The sequence below is a fragment of the Aerococcus viridans genome (genome assembly GCF_002083135.2).
Lineage (GTDB): Bacteria > Bacillota > Bacilli > Lactobacillales > Aerococcaceae > Aerococcus > Aerococcus viridans_C.
Map to the genome: position 1 here is coordinate 805,804 of NZ_NBTM02000001.1, position 18,991 is coordinate 824,794.

Sequence of the window (18,991 nt, forward strand, 5' to 3'; positions counted from 1 at the left end):
TTATTGCTTTTAAAGAAAGGCAACCCAAATAAACCCTGAAAAAACTATTCAAAAAAATAATCTCAATCAGTTTTTAAGTCAGGATTTATATGCACTTCATAAGGTTTTCCTTTTGTCCAAACCGCAAAGATAATATTGACAAGTTTCCGACATACAGCCCCAACGGCTGTTCCATGATGCTTTCCACGTTTTCGTAAGTTTTGATAATAAAGAGACAGCGCAGGATCTCGATTCGAAGCGATAAAGGCCGCTTGCCAAATGGCTCGTCGAAGATATGGAGAACCTCGTTTAGAGAGTTTATTACGCGTACCTGTAAAGTCACCCGATTGATGAACGGAAGCGTCTAAACCCGCAAAGGCAAGCAGTTGATTAGGGCGTTCAAAGCGATGAATGTCGCCCACTTCAGAGAGAATCACAGCTGCTGTAACGGGGCCAATCCCCGTAATCGTGGTTAAATATTGATCTTGGGCGGCAACCAATTCAGCCATTTCATCTTCAACTGTTTTCAATTGTTCTTCTAAAAGAAGAATCTGCTGAAGTAATAATTGGATTTGAAGTTTATAAACATCGGTTGCGACTCGGATTCCAAAGGAATCTTGCGCTAAATCTCTTAATTGATGAACTTTCTGGGTTGATTTTTCAATGGTTAAACGGCCATTACTGGCTTCATTAAGAAGATCAATCAACTTCTGAGCGTCAATCTCGAGTAAATCTTCAGGCAAGGGGGATTGAAGTAACAGTTGGGTGGATGACTTTCCAAACATATCTGAAAAAAGTGTTTCGTATTCTGGAAACACTTGGTCTAAAGATGCAATCACTTTTCTTTTGAGATCAGAAGTTTGGTCAACGATGCTGTAACGGAAACGGGATAATTGCTTTAGGCGTACAATATCTTCGGAAGGCAAATACGTTTGATCAGGTAAATCCATCCGAACCACTTGTGCGATTAATACGGCATCGATGGTATCAGTTTTCGTTTTGCGGATATAGAAGTTGCGGAGAGTATCGGATTGAATGGGATTGAAAGGAACTACATTAAATTCTAAAGCGGTTAGAAAAGAGAATACAGAAAGCCAATAATGTCCAGTAGCCTCTAAACCAATCATGGAGTTATCAGGTAATAAGTCATGGTCATTGATGAATTGCAGTAATTTTTCACTGCCGGCTTTCGTGTTGCTAAACCGAATAGGTTTTCCTATAGGCTTTCCCTGTTCATCAATAATCGCCGCTTCATGGTTTCGTTTCCCAATATCAATACATACAAAAAACATTCGAATCAACCTTTCTATTAAAAATTCAGATAGGGGTTCTCCTCTTAGCTCTATGGACGATATAGCCTCGTGTGAGATTCAGAAACAATGTTCTATCCAGCTCATACATATACTGTCCGTAGAGAAGAGGCGTCAGTCTTTAAAAGGAAGACGAAGCTTCAAGGAGTTTAACTACGACCTCTATCTATACGAAACAATTATAACTCATAAGAGTCACAGGTTTAAGTCAGCCTTAAATGACAAATATAGTAAAAAAAGATTAGCCATTTAAGACTAATCTTATTATACGAGGAATTTATGATTAACTTAAGAAGTGGGATCAATATCTTGAACAACTTCTTAAGTTACCGAGTTAATTAAAGAAATACATGCGAAAAGAGTCGTGACTTCTTAAGATACTCCTGAAACGACAGGAGTTTAGACCTTTGGTACTGAAACTGCTTAAATTTATAAACAAAAGCCCTTAAGAAGGTTGATTTTGTCAGATGCCTGACAAAATCGTCTGTCTAAGGCAAGTAATATATGCTTAAAAAAAGCACAGAACCATCTTATGAAGAGGATGGCTCTGTGCATTGACTATTATCTATTTTCAGTTATAGCATCTGCTCCACTTGATACCTGAGCAGAACTTTCCACTGCAGCTTCCGGATGGTCTGGTATCTCCGCATGATTATTTGCCAGCAGCTTCTTGAAGGTAATGAAGAAGACGATGACGGTGATCGTGACGGACAAGAAGTCGGCGATCGGTTCTGATAAGAGGACCGCATAGACTTTGTTTTCCATAAACTGCGGCAGAATATAAATCAGCGGGATCAGTAAAATGATTTTTCTGAGCAGGGCCAAAAGCAGTGACTGGCGTGATTGCCCTAATGCAATCAAAGTCTGCTGGGTGGCGATTTGTGCCCCCAAGACGAAGACGACGGCCATATAGACATTGATGGAGGCAATCGTCGTTTCCATCAGGACCGGGTCAGTCGTGAAGAAACGGATCAAGAAGCGTGGAGTCAGCTTCATGACTAGCCAGAAAAGCGTTGAGTAGCCTATAGACAGTCCGAACAGCCAGGTGAAGGCTTTTTTGACGCGCTCGTTATTTTGAGCCCCATAGTTGTAGCTGATGATCGGCTGAGCACCTTGCGTCAGTCCCATGAGCGGCAGCATCAAAGCCTGCATGAGGCTCGCGATGATCGTCATGGCACCGACGTTGATGTCACCGCCGTATGTTGACAGGGCCGTATTGAATGAAATGTTGAGTAAACTTTCGGTACTCTGCATGATGAACGGTGAGATCCCAAGACCCAAAATCCCGATCGCAAAGACTTTGTTGACTTTCAAATGTTCCTTTTTGATTTTCAAGGTCGTCTTTTTACCTAACAGGAAGTACAGGACATAAATGGCCGACATCATTTGCGAGATGACCGTAGCGATCGCTGCACCTTGTACGCCCATATCGAAGCCATAAATCAGGATCGGGTCGAGGACGATGTTGAAGACCGCCCCAATCAAGACAGCGAGCATGCTTTCTTTAGCAAAGCCTTGAGCCGAGATGAAAGGCGTCAAGCCTAGAGCAAGCTGGACAAAAATCGTTCCGAGTGTATAAAGCTTCATGTAGTCCCAGGCAAAAGGCAGTGTCTCAGCACTGGCGCCGAAGAGGACGAGGAGCTGTTCACCGAAAACGAGAAACAGAACAGTCAACGTGACTGAAATCATGACCAGCATGAAGACACTGGTTCCTAAGATACGTTCGCCGTCTTTTTTGTTACCTTGTCCCATTTTAATTGACGCTAGTGGAGCTCCGCCCATGCCTATAAAGTAACTGAAGGCCATGATGAGCATGACAACTGGGAAGGCGACACCGACACCGGTCAGGGCCAGGGAGCCGACTTCCGGGATATGGCCGATAAACATGCGGTCGACCACATTGTAAAGCATGTTGATGAGCTGAGCGACGATGTTCGGGATAGATAAAGTTAAAAGCAGTTTTCCGACGTTTTCTGTGCGCAGACGCTCTTCAGTATTTGAAATCTTCATTTGATCTTTCTCCTTTAAATCTCGTATTTAGTTGTTATCGATAGTTAGTATCACTTGAACGAACTGTTCTAGATAGTCACGATTTGCCTGGTCAGCGTCCGGGAAGGTGATCGTCAGCCTTAAGACGGTACTGACCAAGATTTCCTGGATGCGACGCCGTGTCTGTTCGCTGAACGTTCTGTTAGTTTCGCTAGCCAGTTCTTCGAAAAGCAAGCAGTAACGCGAAGACAGTCCTTTTAGAATCTCCCGGTTGACATCATCGCTGATGACTTGCTGGCGGATCAGTTCGTGACCCACGCCTTTTCGTTTCATCATTTCAGTGTAAAGGGTCTCGTGGAATGTCGTCCACTTGGAGATACTATCTTTGTCCTGGTCGAGGATAGCGTCCAGAGCTTGAAAAGACTGATTCCAGCTATAAAGGATGGCTTTGGAAATCAGCTCTTCACGGTCAGGGAAGTAATTGTAAAGAGTCCCGACGGCGATCCCGCTGCTTTTTGCGATCCGCTTCATGCTCAGCTGATCGATCCCTTCGCTGGTAACAACGTCCATGACCGCCTTGAAGACTGATTGTTCCACATCTTTGATTATTTTCGGCATAAAAAACACACCACCTGAATATTATTTAAATTTATTATGAATACTGATTCATTTTAAATGAAACTGAAAATGAAAGCAACTGATTTTCTTTAAATTGCCTTATTTTTACTTTCTAGAACAAGTCAGTCGGAAGTCAGCACGCCACTTGTACCGCAACGTGTTATTTGGAGCAAGTTACCGACTGGACAATGCCTCACTTGTACCGAGAAATCTTATTCGGAACAAGTGACTAGCAAAAAAATCCTGTACTTGCACCGCAAGGCTTAAATAGGATGAAATGAGTTCAAAATAATCGTATACTGAAGAAGATATCTTTGTGACTTAGATGGAGATTTCCAGGATACATAAGTTAAGCGCAGTCAATATTTAAAGACTGAACTCATTTGAGGAAAAATGCCAAAGTACGCTTAATCGTAGGCGTATTTAGTGTTGATGAATTTTATAATAACAAAGGGGAGAAAACGATGGGATTCAATAATGATGATTATTTAAAGGGGCAAATCGAAAAGCAGTACCGAAAGCCGAAAATATCGTCGGTGAAGCAGACACTGGATGAAGAGCTTTATGACGTGGATGAAAGGCTGATGAAAAAAGTCATTGGTAGGGATATCGAAACGCTGCAGGGGCTGGTTCGCGAGGGGGAAGCGACTTATGCCGAAATCGCTAAGTGCTTCTGGAATCAGGTTCTAAAACATAAGGACCACAATGCTGTGATTGCTTTGAATCCGGATGTGGTAAAGGAGGCTGAGAAGCTGAGCTACGACCGTTCTCACAGCCTCATGTACGGCATACCAGTCTTAGTCAAGGACAACATCGCCACGCAAGACATGCCGACGACAGCCGGCGCTGCAGTCCTAAAAGACTTCAAGCCGGAAGAGGATGCCGAGATCATAAAGCTTTTGAAGGACAAGGGCACGTTGATTTTAGGCAAGACCAATTTATCTGAATGGGCTAACTTTATGTCGACAGACAGTTCGAATGGCTATTCTGCGATCGGCGGTCAGACGAAGAATGCATTTGGTGAGTTTGATGTCGGGGGATCCAGTTCCGGCAGTGCCGTTGCGGCGGCTCTTGGATTGGCGCCCGTCACGATCGGCTCGGAAACGTCGGGCTCCATCATCTATCCGGCCAGTCAGAACGGTGTGGTGGGGCATAAGCCGACACTTGGGCTGGTTTCTCAAGACGGCATCATCCCGATTTCACATACTCATGATACAGCCGGACCTATCACGAAAACTGTTAAAGACGCAGCGATAATGTTTCAAGCGCTGGCGGATACGGAAGAAACGGTTCAATGGTATAAAGATGCTCTGAAAGGCGTCCGAGTGGGGATCATAGCGAATGAGTCGCTAAAGGCTGTGTACCGGTCAGAAGATGAAGAGATTTTATCCAAAGCAGCAGATGAACTCCGCGGCGCGGGGGCAGAGGTTTCTTCATTTACCGTTAGAGAAGAAGGCTTGAACATTGATTACCTGAATATCTTGAAGCATGAATTCAACACAGGTGTGCAGGCTTATTTTGCGTCCAGTGCCTTGACGCTGGACAAGGTCCTGGCTTTCAACGAGCAGCAGGAGGAAGACTTTGCACCCTACAACCAGGAGCTGATCCGCCAGTCGATCGAAGAGACGTATTCAGATGAAGAGATCGATGAGATGATCAGACTGAACCAGCAGACGGCTAGAAAAGCCTTAACGGAAGCTTTTGCATCTGTCGACTTATTAGTTTCGCTGAGCAACTATGCTACCGTCTTATATGCAGCCGCCGGTAATCCGGCAGTGACTTTACCCGGCCACAAAAGGTCAACGGGCGAACCGGTGGGTGTCACGTTTATTGGAAAAAGCGGCCAGGATCTTCAGCTGCTTGAATGGGCTTATGCTTACGAACAAGCATTGCCTCGCGAAGTCTAGTCTGACTATTGCTACAATCATATGCTTTGATGTGCGCATTCTCTCTTGTTATAATTAATATAGTGATAAATAAAGAGAGGAGGAATTGTTGTGGCAGAGAATGTATTGAGAGACCGCATACTTGAAATCTATAAGAGTGATGACGGGATCAACGAAAAAATTGCTGAACTGAAACCTGCATTTCCAGATGGTGAGATCATCGACGATGTCGAAAAACTATATGACGAAGGAAAACTCGAGTTGCGTTCAGACGATGATTCCGGTAAGAAAGCCTTTCTGGACCGTCCGGAAGGCAGTCAGGAGATCACCTATTTCTATCCTGAAAAACTGAAGTATAAAGGCTAAGACTTATGATTCAAAAAAGCGGCACCGGCGAGTAATGACTTGTCGATGCCGCTTTTCGTATGTGAGGGTTTGGTTTAAAGCCAGCTATAAAGATGTCAAGGAATAAATTGAAAGTTTAGGACGTGATTCTGAAGTGTGATTTTGAAGGAATTTATGTTATTGCTTTTAAAGAAAGGCAACCCAAATAAACCCTGAAAAAACTATTCAAAAAAATAATCTCAATCAGTTTTTAAGTCAGGATTTATATGCACTTCATAAGGTTTTCCTTTTGTCCAAACCGCAAAGATAATATTGACAAGTTTCCGACATACAGCCCCAACGGCTGTTCCATGATGCTTTCCACGTTTTCGTAAGTTTTGATAATAAAGAGACAGCGCAGGATCTCGATTCGAAGCGATAAAGGCCGCTTGCCAAATGGCTCGTCGAAGATATGGAGAACCTCGTTTAGAGAGTTTATTACGCGTACCTGTAAAGTCACCCGATTGATGAACGGAAGCGTCTAAACCCGCAAAGGCAAGCAGTTGATTAGGGCGTTCAAAGCGATGAATGTCGCCCACTTCAGAGAGAATCACAGCTGCTGTAACGGGGCCAATCCCCGTAATCGTGGTTAAATATTGATCTTGGGCGGCAACCAATTCAGCCATTTCATCTTCAACTGTTTTCAATTGTTCTTCTAAAAGAAGAATCTGCTGAAGTAATAATTGGATTTGAAGTTTATAAACATCGGTTGCGACTCGGATTCCAAAGGAATCTTGCGCTAAATCTCTTAATTGATGAACTTTCTGGGTTGATTTTTCAATGGTTAAACGGCCATTACTGGCTTCATTAAGAAGATCAATCAACTTCTGAGCGTCAATCTCGAGTAAATCTTCAGGCAAGGGGGATTGAAGTAACAGTTGGGTGGATGACTTTCCAAACATATCTGAAAAAAGTGTTTCGTATTCTGGAAACACTTGGTCTAAAGATGCAATCACTTTTCTTTTGAGATCAGAAGTTTGGTCAACGATGCTGTAACGGAAACGGGATAATTGCTTTAGGCGTACAATATCTTCGGAAGGCAAATACGTTTGATCAGGTAAATCCATCCGAACCACTTGTGCGATTAATACGGCATCGATGGTATCAGTTTTCGTTTTGCGGATATAGAAGTTGCGGAGAGTATCGGATTGAATGGGATTGAAAGGAACTACATTAAATTCTAAAGCGGTTAGAAAAGAGAATACAGAAAGCCAATAATGTCCAGTAGCCTCTAAACCAATCATGGAGTTATCAGGTAATAAGTCATGGTCATTGATGAATTGCAGTAATTTTTCACTGCCGGCTTTCGTGTTGCTAAACCGAATAGGTTTTCCTATAGGCTTTCCCTGTTCATCAATAATCGCCGCTTCATGGTTTCGTTTCCCAATATCAATACATACAAAAAACATTCGAATCAACCTTTCTATTAAAAATTCAGATAGGGGTTCTCCTCTTAGCTCTATGGACGATATAGCCTCGTGTGAGATTCAGAAACAATGTTCTATCCAGCTCATACATATACTGTCCGTAGAGAAGAGGCGTCAGTCTTTAAAAGGAAGACGAAGCTTCAAGGAGTTTAACTACGACCTCTATCTATACGAAACAATTATAACTCATAAGAGTCACAGGTTTAAGTCAGCCTTAAATGACAAATATAGTAAAAAAAGATTAGCCATTTAAGACTAATCTTATTATACGAGGAGTTTATATATGAAAATTGAACACGTTGCTTTATGGGTGACTGACTTAGAACTTGTCAAAGCATTTTATGAAAAATACTTTGAAGCCAAGGCAGGTGACCGTTACCACAATCCTAAAACGCGTTTTTCATCATACTTTTTAAGCTTTGATGAAGGCAGTCGACTAGAATTAACGAATAAAAAGCATTTAAGCCCCCATATTGCCGATGCTTTAGGTTATGGACACATTGCCCTAGCAGTAGGAGATAAAGAGGCTGTAGACGCAAAAACAGCCCAATTAGTGGCAGATGGGTTCCCACTTTTATCTGGTCCACGAACAACCGGTGATGGTTACTATGAATCTGTAGTCCAAGACCCAGAGGGCAATCTAGTCGAAATTACAACAAATTAAGTTAGTTTAAACGTAGAAAAAAAACCATTTCACCAGAAGGCGAAATGGTTTTTTGATTAGTATTAGTCTGGGTTCTTTTACAAATAGTGTTGGTAAATAATTTCAAATATCGCGAATACGTTATTTAGTATTTATTAATATGTAAATGAGCTTCAAAGAGAAAAGCTATACACGATTATGTGTATGGCTTTTTTTTGCCTTAGGCAAGAATATTATTATGTTGTAGCAACAAGGACTAGGAAAATATTAATAGTTTGGCAGGCCTTAGCTTGCCATTGCTTCATAAGTGGATGGTGCTGGGTTTGAAGGCTTGTATTTTAGTTTGAATTGGACTAGTATTCTAGCGCGTAAATTAAAGAAATTAGCATATCCGAAACCAGTACGCTTAATTAATTTAATCTTATTATTAATACCTTCGGTAGGTCCGTTTGAGACGGTATAAGTTAATGAATTATGGATATATGGTAAAAACTTCTGTAAAGTTCTGATAGTTCTTCTCGCACGTCGAGGCAAGGTTATTTTCCTTGTGCTCTTCAATATTTCATCAAATAGCTCAATGTTATGCGTAGAAATTGCGTACTTAAGCTCATTCATTAGAGTATATGTTACTAATAAATCCGGCGAAATATTCAATAGGAAATCAACAATACGCTGTTCCGAAATTTCTTCACCAAATTGGCGAACATAATATGTATCAGTGAAATTTAAGTCTTCAGCATTTTTTAGCAACAACTTCCATTGTTTTTTAAGTTTTCTGTAGTCAGATGGTCGGCTATTTTTCACGATATTCATAGCTTTAATACGAACAGAATTAATTGTCTCATTTAGTAACTTCACGATATGGAATCGATCAATTACAATCTTAGCATTAGGAAAACTAGTACGTATTACTTCAAGATAGGGTGTATACAAATCGATAGAAACAGTTTTCACACTACTTCTAGCAGCCCAAGTAAAGGAAGCAAAGTAATCGATTAGAGAAGCTTGTTTCCGATCAACAATAATATCAATCAACCTTCTATTATGGGTGTCCACAAGGACAGCACTCATCGCATTGGCTACTCGATTAGTAGATTTAAACTCATCTATACCAAGGTTACTAGGCAGATAGTTTCCTTTTGGTGATAGTCCTTTACCAGCTTTCAGTAGAATCCTAGAGACTGTTGGAGACGACACGTGATATCGTTTAGCGATTAATCGCATGGATTGTGTTTCAACTAATTCTGAACTTATCTGACTTTTTATTGAGTTTGAGATACAGCAGTATTTCTGTACTAACGGTGTTTCAGCAATAGAGGTTTGCGCGCAATGTTTACAATAAAATCGTTGCTTCTTCAGTTTTAGCAATATCGGATTTGAAACTGAATTAGGTAATCTTATAATTGTAGGCTTAAACCCATGTTTAATCAGATCATGGCTTCCTGTATTCTTTACACCACATTGGATACAAGCCTTAGGCTTGTAGGTTAAGACGCCTTCAACGACTATATAATTCACATCTTGATACTTTTCAGTTGGAAGCAGAGTCATTCCCTCTGGTACACCAATTTGAATATTATTGTCGAGAATTCCGCAAAGTTGTTTTATAATAGTTATATGGGACATGAATTTTCCTTCTTTCAGTATTCGTCGAGGTTTACTTGAAATAAAGATATCATGTCCTTTTTTTTGCGTACACAAAAATAGTGCCGATGAGACTCAATTGAATCTCACCAACACTATTTATTATAGAACCTTAGTCTGCTGTAGTAAATGGAATTAAAGCCATAATACGAGCGCGTTTAATACCAGCTGTTAAAGTACGTTGGTGTTTTGCACATGTACCAGTTACACGACGAGGTAAGATTTTACCTTTTTCAGAAATATAACGTTTTAATAAATCTGTGTCTTTGTAATCTACATGATCAATGTGGTTAGCGCAGAAGAAACATACTTTTTTACGTCTACGACCACCGCGGCGTTGTGCTGCCATATTTTTTACCTCCCTTACTTATACCATTAAAATGGTAAGTCATCATCGGTAACATTGATTGAACCAGAACCATCATTAGATGACGGGAATGGGTTATCGTTACCATTGTTAAATGAAGAGGAGTCTTGATTAAAGCTGTTTCCACCAAATGGATCAGCATTTTGATTGTTATAGCTATTGTTGTTTGCGTTATTGTTATTAAATCCACCAAAACCACTGTTATTGTTATTATCAGAGGCAGGGCGGCTTTCAGTAACTGATTTTGATTCTAATAAACTAAAGTTATCAACCAAAATCTCAGTAACGTATACACGTTGTCCTTGGTTATTCTCGTAGTTTCGAGTTTGGATGCTGCCTTCAACACCTACTAATGAACCTTTACGGGTAAAACGCGCAAAATTCTCTGCTACTTTACGCCAGATAACACAGTTAATAAAATCTGTCTCACGTTCACCTTGGGCATTTTTAAAGTTTCTTTCAACGGCAACGCTGAAAGATCCAACGGCAACGCCACTTTGCGTATAACGCACATCGACATCACGAGTTAAACGGCCGACCAGTACAACATTATTAATCATGAAATAACTCCTCTCTCACGAAATATGTATTGTTAATTAGTCTTCGATTTTAGTAATCATATGACGTAAGATATTGTCATTGATTTTGGCAAGACGGTCGAATTCGTTGATTCCTTCCGCATCGTCAGCTTCCATATCAACTAAGTGGTAGATACCCTCTTTGTAATCGTTGATTTCATATGCAAGACGACGTTTTGCCCAGTCTTTAGATTCATTAATTGTTACACCGTTTGAAGTTAAGATTTGATCGAATTGTTCAACCAAAGCTTTTTTAGACGCTTCTTCCATATCAGGACGAATAATGTATAAAACTTCGTATTTAGTAGTGTTTTCACTCATCAGACTTTTGCACCTCCTTTTGGTCTATTGGCTCTCAACATCCTTGAGAGCAAGGAGAGTATATTAATACTCACAATAAAGTATTTTATCAAAATAATCTATATAAATCAAGTGATATCTTAAAAATCAAGCGTGTATTTGTAAGAAAATAATTTAGGTTAATATACCAGAATAATTTAAAAGACATCAAAAAAATCCCATGAAATGGCTTATTAATAGCCATTTCATGGGATTTTCGCAGCTTTTTTATTGTATTGCCAATTTTAATCTTCTGTTTCTTCTTGGTCAGATAGGGCATCGTCTGCGAACTCTTGCATACGAGAAACCATGTCTTCTGATGGTGCATCTGCTGATGTGGTATCAACAGCTAGTTCACCTTCAACTGGTGTTACGGCAAGATCTTCTTCAACTACATCTACTTTGGTAATGGTAGAAACGACAGCTTCATCGGATAAACGAATTAGACGGACACCTTGTGTTGCACGACCGGTTTGAGAGATGTTTTTCGCGTGGAAGCGAATGGCTACCCCTTGGTTGGTCATTAACATGATGTCTTCTTCTCCTGAAACGGTTGTTAAACCAACTAAGATACCATTTTTCTCGGTAACATTAATGGTTTTAACTCCTTTACCGCCACGGTTTTTAATACCATATTCGCTGGCTGGTGTTTGTTTACCGTAACCTTTTTCAGTAACCACTAATACATTGTCATCTGGTCCAAGTACGGACATACCAACCACTTGATCGCCGTCATTTAAACGAATACCGCGAACACCTGTAGCGGTACGACCCATGCTACGGACGTTTGTTTCTTGGAAACTTACGGCATAACCATCTTGGGACGCGATAATAATGTTGTCATCACCACTAGTTAAGACAACTTTCACTAATTCATCGCCTTCAGCTAGTTTCAAGGCGATTAACCCATTGTTACGGATATTGAAGTAGTCACTTGCATTGGTACGTTTTACAGTACCGTTTTTCGTTACGAATAATAAGTGTTCTTTTACTTCTGCGTCTTCAATTGGGGTCACGTTGATCATTGCTTGAACAGTTTCGTCTTGTTGTAAGTTTAATAGGTTCACAACTGGAATCCCTTTTGCAGCACGACCAAACTCTGGAATTTCATAACCTTTAGAGTGGAATACGCGACCAGTGTTGGTGAAGAATAGGACTGAGTCGTGGGTTGAGGTGGATAGCATGGTTTCAACGAAGTCGTCATCGTTCATACTCATCCCTTTAACCCCTGTACCACCACGGTTTTGGGCTCTAAATTCTACATCATCAATACGTTTGATATACCCATTTTGCGTTAGGGTAACAATCACGTTATTTTCTTCAATCAGGTCTTCATCATCGATATTGTGGATTTCACCAACCATTAACTCTGTACGACGGTCGTCACCGAATTTACTTTCGATTTCAATTAATTCATCGTAAATGATTTGGTAACGCATTGTTTCAGATTCTAATACTTGGTTTAAGTAGTTGATTTGCGCCATTAATTCGGCGTGTTCTTTATCAATTTTCTCACGTTCTAAACCAGTTAGACGAACTAGACGCATGTCTAAGATAGCTTGCGATTGTTTATCTGATAGCTTGTAGTCCTCGATAAAACGGGCTTTCGCTTCGTCACCTGAACGTGATGTACGTAAGATATTCACAATTTCGTCGATATGATCTAAGGCAATTTGCAACCCTTCTAGGATGTGAGCACGCGCTTCAGCCTTGTTTTTCTCGAAAATCGAACGACGACGGATGACTTCTTCTTGGTGAAGTAGGTAGTTTTGTAGGATTTCTTTCAAGCTTAGGGTACGTGGTACACCATTTACAATCGCTACCATGTTAATACCGAAGTTTGTTTGTAATTGCGTGTATTTGTAAAGGTTATTGACGATTACAGATGCGCTAGCATCTTTACGGCATTCAATAACGACACGCATACCTTCACGACCAGATTCGTCACGTACAGCGGTGATCCCTTCTACCCGTTTGTCGCGAGCTAGTTCAGCGATACGTTCGACTAATTTAGCCTTGTTCACCATGTAAGGTATTTCATGAACGATAATCCGTTCTTTACCTGAAGACAAGGTTTCAATGTCTAATTTAGCACGGACAATGATTGTCCCTTTTCCAGTCTCATAAGCCTTACGGATACCTGATTTCCCGATGACAATACCACCGGTTGGGAAGTCTGGTCCTGGTAAAGCCTCCATCAATTCGTTGGTTGTTGCGTCAGCGTTCTGCATTAAAATTTTAATGGCGCCGATGACTTCGCTTAGGTTATGGGTTGGAATATTGGTGGTCATCCCAACTGCGATACCTGTTGTCCCGTTTACTAATAGGTTAGGAAAGCGAGCTGGTAATACTTCTGGCTCACGCTCTTCACCGTCATAGTTAGGGATAAAATCAACGGTATCTTTATTCATGTCACGAACCATTTCGTGGGCAATCTTACTCATACGTGCTTCGGTATAACGCATAGCTGCAGCTTGGTCACCATCGACTGAACCGAAGTTCCCATGACCATCTACTAGCATGTAGCGGTAAGAGAAGTCTTGGGCCATACGCACCATTGATTCATAGATAGCCGAATCTCCATGCGGATGGTATTTACCCATTACGTCACCAACGATACGGGCTGATTTTTTAAAAGGTTTATCTGAGGTAACCCCTAATTCATTCATCCCATAAAGGATACGACGATGAACGGGTTTTAAGCCATCACGGACATCCGGTAGGGCACGTGCCACAATAACTGACATGGCATAATCAAGAAATGACGTCCGCATTTCTTGCGATATCTCACGTTGTGGGAATTGTTCTTTAATTTCTTCACTCATGAAACTTTTCCCTCCTTACTATAAATCGATGTTGGCGTAGGTAGCATTCTCTTCGATGAAGTCACGTCTTGGTTCAACGTGGTCACCCATCAACATATTGATGATTTTGTCTGCTTCTACTGCATCGTCTACGTTTACTTGTAATAATGTTCTGTTGGTTGGGTCCATTGTGGTTTCCCAAAGTTGTTCAGCGTCCATTTCACCCAAACCTTTATAACGTTGGATGGCTGGTTTTGGTGTCGCTGGGATAGTTTGTAGGTATTCTTCTAATTGCTTGTCAGTATCTAGGTAGACAATCTTTTTACCTTGACGGACTTGGTATAAAGGTGGCACTGCGATATAAACATAGCCAGCGTCCAAGATAGGGCGCATATAACGGTAAATTAAGGTTAATAATAAGGCACGGATGTGGGCACCATCGACATCGGCATCGGTCATAATAACCAATTTGTGGTAACGTGCCTTGGTGATGTCGAAATCATTTTGCCAACCTGTACCCATTGCGGTAAATAATGATCGGATTTCTTCGTTGGCTAAAATTCTGTCCATCGAAGCTTTTTCCACGTTCAAGATTTTACCTCGAATCGGCAAAATAGCCTGGAAGTGGCGTGAACGGCCTTGTTTCGCTGATCCACCGGCCGAGTTCCCCTCAACGATGAATAATTCAGATTCTTCTGGATTACGGCTTGAGCAGTCGGCTAATTTACCAGGTAGGTTGGAAATCTCTAAACCTGATTTTTTACGAGTCATTTCACGAGCTCGCTTAGCTGCTAAACGGGCTTTAGAGGCTACAGTACCTTTATCGACAATACGACGGGCAATTTGCGGGTTTTCTAACAAGAAAGTTTCAAAATGCGTCGCAAAAAGATTATCGGTAATCGTCCGAACTTCCGAGTTCCCTAATTTCATCTTGGTTTGCCCTTCAAACTGTGGGTCTGGGTGGCGAACGGACACAATCATAGTGATTCCTTCACGCACATCTTCCCCAGTTAGGTTATCGTCATTTTCTTTTAAGATTTTTTGCGAACGAGCGTAGTTGTTAATGACACGGGTTAAAGCTGTTTTAGCACCTGATTCATGCGTACCACCCTCAAAGGTATGGATGTTGTTGGCGAAACTTAAGATATTTGAATGGAAGCCATCTGTATATTGTAAAGATACCTCTACTTCAATACCATCTTGCTCGTCTTCAAGATAAATTGGGTTTTCAAATAAGACATCTTTGTCCTTATTCATATACTCAATATATTCTTTAATCCCACCTTCATAGTGGTAAGAAGCTGTTTCTTGGTCTTCTGATCTAGCATCCGTTAATGAAATACGTAGGCCCTTATTCAAGAAGGCTAATTCACGGACACGACGGTTTAAGACTTCAAATTCAAAGACGGTTGTCTCAGTAAAAATCTCTGCATCCGGTTTAAAATGCACAACCGTACCGTGGGTATCTGTATCACCAGTTTGTTCAACATCAGACACAATAGCCCCTTGGCGGAATTCTTGGTGGTAGATGCGGCCATTTTTATGGACATAGACATGCAACCATTCAGAAAGGGCGTTTACAACAGAGGCCCCAACCCCGTGAAGACCACCGGATACTTTATACCCGCCACCGCCGAATTTACCACCGGCATGTAGGACAGTAAAGACTGTTTCTACCGCTGGACGACCGGTATTTGATTGGATATCAACGGGAATCCCCCGACCATCATCGACAACTGTTATGGAATTATCTTTTTCAATGGTGACGTGGATGTGACCCGCAAATCCTGCTAGGGCCTCATCAATTGAGTTATCGACAATCTCCCATACTAAATGGTGTAAACCACTAGTTGAAGTTGACCCGATATACATCCCTGGACGCTTACGTACAGCTTCTAGACCTTCCAATACTTGAATTTGACTGGCATCATAGTCTTTCGCCAATTCGCGCTTCTTGGCTATCTTTTCTTCTTCAGAAACAAGGTCCTCTGGTTGGACGAGTGCTTCTTCATTGATCAACATTTCGTTTTCATTGTTGTTGTTTTCATTAGCATTGTTTGCCATTTTCCCACTCCTATTACCTGAATTATTCAATCTCAATAGCGCTATGGGATTTTAGGCCACGCCTCATCCGCACGCTTACTTATTCCGCTACCGCGCCTGCTTCAATATTGAAAACTCTTGGTTCTTCAATTAATTCTCTTTGAATACCATCTAAACTTGTTGTTGTTATAAAGGTTTGGACTTTCGACTGTATAGACTTCAATAAGTGGGTTTGCCGCTCATTATCTAATTCACTGAGTACGTCATCCAAGAGTAAAATAGGGTATTCCCCTAAAACTTCATGCATGCATTCGATTTCTGCTAATTTCATACTCAATACAGTCGTTCGTTGTTGCCCCTGGGAACCAAATTTCTGCACATCACGGCCATTCACCTTAAAGGTCAAATCATCCCGATGTGGACCAACCAAAGTAACCCCTCTGGCTAATTCATGGTCTTTCTTCTCTTTAAATTTCGTCATCAACTGCTGGTAAATGGCATCTTCAGTCATATCTAAAGTCAATTCAATTGGACCACGATAGGCTAAAGTCAACTCTTCAAGCCCGTGTGAAATGGTTGAATGGATGGGTTTAGCCCATGATTCCAATTGGTCTACAAAACGTAGCCGTTGGTAAATAACATGGGTAGCAGATGCCGCTAACTGTTCAGTGAGAATATCTAAATAAATTTGGTCTTGGGTTTCTTTATATAATAATTGCTTGAGGTAGGCATTTCGTTGCTTTAATAATCGATTATATTGGACCGACTCATACAGGTATTTTGGGCTCATTTGCCCAAGCTCCATATCAATAAACTTTCGTCTAAGTTGCGGGACACCTTTAATCAGTTCTAAATCCTCCGGGGCAAAAAGGACCACATTCAATTTGCCAATATAATCACTCATCCGGTTTTGGTTCAAGTGGTTCACTTTTGCGCGTTTACCAGATTTCGTGATGGTTAGCGCTAGTGGTAGATCTGGATTCGTTCTCGTTGATACACTACCTTCAATACGCGCAAAGTCTTGTTGCCAACGGATGGTATCTTTTTCATTGGCCGTACGGTGACTTCTTGCCAGTGACATCATATAAATAGCCTCTAATAAAGATGTTTTCCCCTGGGCATTCTCGCCAATAAAGACGTTCACCCCATGAGAAAATGTGACTGTTAGCTCTTCATAATTCCTAAAGTCCTTTAACTTAATGTCATTTAGCTGCATGTCCATCACCATGCGCTTCATGGCTTTCGATGATAAATTCACCTTCATTCGGGATCGCAATAACCATACCTGGATACAATTTACGTCCACGTCGGTTATCAATTTCACCGTCTACAACGACATCATTTTCTTGTAGATACCATTTCGCTTCTCCGCCAGTACCTATCGCACCAGAAATTTTTAATAACTGACTCAATGTAATATATGCTGTTTCAATTTTTACGATTTCAGCCATCATTTCACCCCACATTCATCTTCCAAATTCGCTCTTCACATAAAATAAATCGTCTCTTCTTGCCATCACCGGACATAGCTAGTGGTCCTTAGCAGATTCAACGATTTGACTTTTATTTATACACCTTAATTATACGCTAATTTACCGTATTTAGCAAATAAAGGCCCTGTATTAAAAGTTGGCATTTTGGATAGGGAAATACCTAGAATCTTATTTAAAGGGCTTAAAAGTCAAAAATTGGCACATTTTTATATATAGACCGAAAAAAAGGACCAAAACCAGTAAATGATTTTGATCCTTATTCATTTGGCTAGACATATGAAAATGATTTGACGCTATTTCTTCAATTAGCTTCAATTAACCTCTAGGTGTACGAATTGGGGTAATCAATTGAACGAAATTGAAGTTATCAGTTTGATCACTTGGTATTAAGGTGAAGGGGTGTGAAGATGACTGGAAGCCAATTTGTACATTTTGTTGACCAAATGATTTCAAGGCTTCACGTAAGTAGTCAGGGTTGAAGGAAATTTCTAAAGCTTCCCCTTCAGCTTTCACTACATTGATTTCTTCTTCTACATTCCCAACTTCAGCAGATTGACTAGATAAGATAATATCTTGGTCTGAAATATTCAAACGAACCACATTATTTTTACCTTCGTGACTTAAAATCAAAGCACGTTCAACAGCATTCACTAATTCACTCGCTGCAACTTCAATAATTGTTGAGTGGTCATTAGGTAATAAACGGTCTGTATTCGGGTAGTTACCTTCTAGTAAACGAGAATATAGGTAGATATTACGAGCTTTAAACAATACTTGATTGTCTGTCACCATCATCTCAATGTCTTCATTACTATCCACAATACGGATTAATTCTTGTAATGACCGACCTGGAATATTGATATCTAACACTGTATCACCAGCTGCTTCTGGCATTGTTAATGGCATAATACGTTGACTTAAACGATGAGAGTCAGTTGCAACTGCTTTTAGCTCACCATTTCCAATTTCAAAATGAATCCCAGTGAAAATAGGGCGAATTTCTTGGTTAGATACAGAAATAATGGTTTGGTTGACCACTTGTTTAAAGGTATCTGTTGGTAATGCATAAGTTTGTTTTGCATCGATTTCAGGTAAACGTGGGTATTCACTACCATTAATGCCATTTAAGGTAAATGATGCACGGTCAGAAGTAATTTCTGTTTGGAAGTTTTCAACAACCTCTAAATTCATCATATCTGATGGTAATTTCTTCACTATTTCGCCTAAGAAACGAGATGGTAAGACAATATCACCAGTGGCATCAATTTTTAATTTATTGTCATCATCTTTAGCATCAATAAACGCTTCAATGGAAATTGTTGCATCAGATCCAGTTAAATAAAGTCCTTCTTCTTTAACTGAGATTTTAACACCTGTCAAAACAGGTATTGTTGTTCTTGAACTAATGGCTCTTTGAACGTCCGTCAAATTTTGAATAAAAACAGAACGATTAATAGAAAATTTCATGTGTGCACTCCTTGTATATA

16 protein-coding genes are annotated in these 18,991 nt (G+C 40.6%); 3 read left to right on the forward strand and 13 right to left on the reverse strand.

What is annotated here, in order from left to right; genetic code table 11:
* Positions 1–62 precede the first annotated feature (62 nt).
* The 3 genes from A6J77_RS03985 to A6J77_RS03995 form a co-directional block, all read right to left on the reverse strand.
* A complete protein-coding gene (locus A6J77_RS03985) occupies positions 63–1,271 on the reverse strand; it encodes an IS110 family transposase (protein ID WP_083068405.1) in 1,209 nt (402 codons plus the stop codon).
* A 579-nt stretch (positions 1,272–1,850) separates the two neighbouring features.
* Positions 1,851–3,299: an MATE family efflux transporter gene (locus A6J77_RS03990; RefSeq protein ID WP_083068407.1), complete on the reverse strand. Its 1,449-nt coding sequence runs from the start codon at positions 3,297–3,299 to the stop codon at positions 1,851–1,853.
* Positions 3,300–3,326: 27 nt separating this feature from the next.
* Positions 3,327–3,896, reverse strand: a complete 570-nt coding sequence (locus A6J77_RS03995; protein WP_083068408.1) for a TetR/AcrR family transcriptional regulator — start codon at positions 3,894–3,896, stop codon at positions 3,327–3,329.
* 464 nt (positions 3,897–4,360) lie between these two features.
* Here A6J77_RS03995 and A6J77_RS04000 point away from each other — a divergent pair, with 464 nt between their 5' ends.
* Positions 4,361–5,803 carry an amidase family protein gene (locus A6J77_RS04000; RefSeq protein WP_083068410.1) on the forward strand — a complete coding sequence of 481 codons (1,443 nt, stop codon included), beginning with the start codon at positions 4,361–4,363 and terminating at the stop codon, positions 5,801–5,803.
* A 90-nt stretch (positions 5,804–5,893) separates the two neighbouring features.
* Complete coding sequence (locus A6J77_RS04005; protein ID WP_083068412.1) at positions 5,894–6,148, forward strand: hypothetical protein; 255 nt, start codon at positions 5,894–5,896, stop codon at positions 6,146–6,148.
* A gap of 218 nt (positions 6,149–6,366) precedes the next feature.
* Here A6J77_RS04005 and A6J77_RS04010 read toward each other — a convergent pair whose 3' ends face one another.
* Positions 6,367–7,575: an IS110 family transposase gene (locus A6J77_RS04010; RefSeq protein WP_083068405.1), complete on the reverse strand. Its 1,209-nt coding sequence runs from the start codon at positions 7,573–7,575 to the stop codon at positions 6,367–6,369.
* Between the two features lie 301 nt (positions 7,576–7,876).
* Here A6J77_RS04010 and A6J77_RS04015 point away from each other — a divergent pair, with 301 nt between their 5' ends.
* On the forward strand, positions 7,877–8,257 hold the full coding sequence (locus tag A6J77_RS04015; protein WP_083068414.1) for a VOC family protein: 381 nt from the start codon (positions 7,877–7,879) through the stop codon (positions 8,255–8,257).
* Between the two features lie 264 nt (positions 8,258–8,521).
* Here A6J77_RS04015 and A6J77_RS04020 read toward each other — a convergent pair whose 3' ends face one another.
* From A6J77_RS04020 to dnaN, 9 genes are all read right to left on the reverse strand, one after another.
* A complete protein-coding gene (locus A6J77_RS04020; RefSeq protein WP_083067756.1) occupies positions 8,522–9,862 on the reverse strand; it encodes an ISL3 family transposase in 1,341 nt (446 codons plus the stop codon).
* A gap of 130 nt (positions 9,863–9,992) precedes the next feature.
* Positions 9,993–10,229, reverse strand: coding sequence for a 30S ribosomal protein S18 (rpsR, locus tag A6J77_RS04025; RefSeq protein WP_003142905.1), 237 nt, complete (start codon positions 10,227–10,229; stop codon positions 9,993–9,995).
* A gap of 26 nt (positions 10,230–10,255) precedes the next feature.
* Entirely contained in the window at positions 10,256–10,807 is a 552-nt protein-coding gene (gene ssb / locus A6J77_RS04030) for a single-stranded DNA-binding protein (protein ID WP_083068416.1), read from the reverse strand.
* Positions 10,808–10,843: 36 nt separating this feature from the next.
* Positions 10,844–11,146: a 30S ribosomal protein S6 gene (gene rpsF / locus A6J77_RS04035; RefSeq protein WP_003142910.1), complete on the reverse strand. Its 303-nt coding sequence runs from the start codon at positions 11,144–11,146 to the stop codon at positions 10,844–10,846.
* 263 nt (positions 11,147–11,409) lie between these two features.
* Positions 11,410–13,989 carry a DNA gyrase subunit A gene (gyrA, locus tag A6J77_RS04045; protein WP_083068417.1) on the reverse strand — a complete coding sequence of 860 codons (2,580 nt, stop codon included), beginning with the start codon at positions 13,987–13,989 and terminating at the stop codon, positions 11,410–11,412.
* Between the two features lie 18 nt (positions 13,990–14,007).
* On the reverse strand, positions 14,008–15,990 hold the full coding sequence (gyrB, locus tag A6J77_RS04050; protein ID WP_083070240.1) for a DNA topoisomerase (ATP-hydrolyzing) subunit B: 1,983 nt from the start codon (positions 15,988–15,990) through the stop codon (positions 14,008–14,010).
* Between the two features lie 121 nt (positions 15,991–16,111).
* Positions 16,112–17,227: a DNA replication/repair protein RecF gene (recF, locus tag A6J77_RS04055; protein ID WP_083068419.1), complete on the reverse strand. Its 1,116-nt coding sequence runs from the start codon at positions 17,225–17,227 to the stop codon at positions 16,112–16,114.
* The gene (gene yaaA, locus A6J77_RS04060; protein ID WP_193756634.1) at positions 17,214–17,462 is read right to left on the reverse strand and encodes a S4 domain-containing protein YaaA; all 249 of its coding nucleotides are present in this window, start codon (positions 17,460–17,462) and stop codon (positions 17,214–17,216) included. Before yaaA ends, recF begins: the two co-directional genes overlap by 14 nt.
* Before the next feature lie 357 nt (positions 17,463–17,819).
* On the reverse strand, positions 17,820–18,971 hold the full coding sequence (gene dnaN / locus A6J77_RS04065; protein WP_083068423.1) for a DNA polymerase III subunit beta: 1,152 nt from the start codon (positions 18,969–18,971) through the stop codon (positions 17,820–17,822).
* Positions 18,972–18,991: the final 20 nt, after the last annotated feature.